Annotated in this window: 2 protein-coding genes and 1 pseudogene; all 3 read left to right on the top strand. The window is 58.3% G+C overall.

What is annotated here, in order from left to right; all coding sequences use genetic code 11:
- Positions 1-1395: pseudogene (locus tag AC3WOS_RS28410) on the top strand (cell surface protein); the annotation flags it as partial.
- On the top strand, positions 1392-2234 hold the full coding sequence (bcpI, locus tag AC3WOS_RS28405; RefSeq protein ID WP_492720666.1) for a contact-dependent inhibition immunity protein BcpI: 843 nt from the start codon (positions 1392-1394) through the stop codon (positions 2232-2234). The pseudogene AC3WOS_RS28410 and the gene bcpI, both read left to right, overlap by 4 nt.
- 225 nt (positions 2235-2459) lie before the next feature.
- A partial coding sequence (locus tag AC3WOS_RS28400; protein ID WP_492720667.1) for a hypothetical protein occupies positions 2460-2611 on the top strand: 152 nt, incomplete at its 3' end.

Here is a 2611-nt window from a genome sequence, read left to right as displayed (position 1 = left end):
AAACAGTTGCACGACAGTGGCAACGAAGAAGAGGCCGCCAAATGGGCGGAAGGCGGTGTCTATCGTGTCGCGGCGCACACGGCGGCCGGCGCGTTGGGAGGTGGCCTGTCCGGCGCTATCGGGGCGGGGCTCAGTGCCGACCTGATGCCTAAGATCGGCAATTTAATCGAGGAAATGCACTTGCCCGCTCCTGTGCAGCAGGCGTTGGGAGCGGCAAGCGCCGCTGCCATTGGTGTAGCGGCTGGTGGGGCCGGTGGCGCCGGCGCCGCGTTCAATACCGACGTCAACAATCGACAATTGCATGTCAAGGAAATCTCCGTCATCGAGAAGCTGGGGAAGGAGCAGGCACAAAAGCAGTGTGGCGGCGACGCCGACTGCGAGGCCAAGGCCAACATCATGTGGTCTGACGCGCTGGAGCGCACCGCCAAGGGACTGGTCGACAGCAAGGAGGCCGCCAAGAATGCGGCGTACATTCAATCGCTGGTGAATGCGTCGAGCGATCCGAACAGCGAAGGCGCGCGCGGGGGACTGGCCGCTTATCTGGGCACGCTCAGCGCCGCCCAGGCCATGCTGGGCGCGTACACGGGCAAAACGATCACCGTCAACGGCCAGACCGCCACCGCCGATGGCAGCGTTCAGACGTACTTCAACGCTACGCCGAAGCAGCAAGATGATCCTTATGCCAACACCTTCTTCGGCCAAGCGCCGGGGCCGATGTTGCCAGGGGAAGCAACCCGCGACAGTAATCGATTGGAATCGTTCGGGGCGCAGAACGGCGCGGCAACGCCAATATACGTTGCGGAGGATGTGCTCGTCGGTGGCGCCGTAACGAACCGGGTGATCGGCACGCTCGGGCGCGTTTTCGCGTCGCTCGACACGGGCCTGGCCGGTACCGCCGGTGCTTCGCTTGGTGGCAATATTAGTGCCAGCCAGATCACGGAACAAGGCATGGCCTTGCGCCTGACGCCGGCGGAACAGTCTATCGTGGGACAGCTGGACGGCTTGACCGACAAGAACCTCGGGGCAGCGTTGCGCGAATTTGCGGCCGACGGCTATTTCATGCGCAATGGATTCACGCGGCTGGAGGGTAAGTGCGGCACTAACTGCTTTGACGGGGTGTATGTCAAGGGTGACACGGTGTATATCAATGAGGTCAAGCCGTTGAACGCAGACGGCTCGATCAGACTGAACGGTCCAGATGGGGCTCTGCCGACTCAGATGACCGACGCATGGGTCGAGTATGCTGTCAAGCGTTTAGATAAGTTGCAAACGCCTGAGTCGACCAGGACGGCGGAACTGATTGCCAACGCACAACGAAACGGAACGCTTGTGAAAATGGTCACAGGCGTCAACAACCGCGGTATGACAGTCGTGAAATTGGGAGGAAATAGATGATAGAAGTATCCCGCGAAGAAGGCTTGAACACTATTAAGAAGGCGGAAGAGGGGCGTCTGCCGCTCGATATAGGAGGCCTTTTGTACCGTCGCAACAAAGTGAGGATTGGCACGGCCATACGTAACATAGCCGAGTTTGCGAGGACCAATGCTATCTACGCTTACTTTGTCAAACATGATATTTCTGCATGTAAGCAAAATTGCTATCTCGCGACCAGGCTCACCCTTGCGAGTGTGGGGCAAGATGGCGGCGCTCAGTTTGAGATCGGGAACGACTTTCTTTATGCCTTGCTGTCAGATAACCGTGATGTAATAGATGCCTTGTCCAAGGTCGAGACACCCGGATTATTGAGGGAAAGAGGTAACCCATTAAGTATCAGGTCGTATATCTACATGGTGCAGCTGGCCATTAGGGACGAGGATGAGCTTTTGCGAGAGATGGTCGCGAAAGTGGCAAAGAACGGCCGAAAGGCCGATCGCGCCGAAGCGGCGGCAGAGAAGGACTTCTTCTCTTTGCTTCTCAAGCGAGACCAGCAAGGACTAGAGGAGTTAATACTGTCCAAGCACGCCTGTATCAAGAGTTTTGATCCATGCGAAGAAGACTTTATTTCGTTCCTGGGCACTCTGGAAACCAAGCTTTGCTGGTTCCGTGGCATTCCAGTGGAAATTGACCATCCGCTAATACCAATGGAACTCATGCCCGTGAAGCCACTTGAACATTACGACGACGTCTATGATTTCCTAAAGCCAGGTTGGGTACCGCCGCGGCAGGGTGTGATTGCTGATTTTGGCCGCTGGCTCGCTAAATCGGTTGGAATTGGATCATGCGGTGGCGCGTGATTTTGCAGACGTTAACAACCGGCAGTTGCATCCTCCTGAGCCACAACGCATACATGAATTGGCCCACGGTGACACGCAGAAGGAAGGGAGGCTGACGGCCGCCGCCTGCGCGTTGGCGCGGTGCGCCGACGGCGTGCCACCGGACGACAAGGTTTATACCTATCTGAAGGGGGGCAGGACGCGGGCCAAGGCATGACAGAGGAGAAGGACCTGCTCGACAGTTAAATGGGGCGCGACGGTCGGACCTACGGTCCGCTGTTCCAGTACACGCATGTGAGCCTGACGGCGGGCGTGGTGAACAACGCCGGCGGCGCCGTGCGGGCCGACCAGGATGCGACGGTCACGGCCAGCGCCAGCGTCGACAATGGCGGCGGCCT

It is taken from the genome of Rugamonas sp. FW305-51, assembly GCF_058786935.1.
This window is presented reverse-complemented; position numbering and strand designations above follow the sequence as displayed.

Coding starts and splice junctions, on each gene's coding strand:
- bcpI (WP_492720666.1), top strand. CDS start 1,392: ATGATAGAAGTATCCCGCGAAGAAGGCTTGAACACTATTAAGAAGGCG.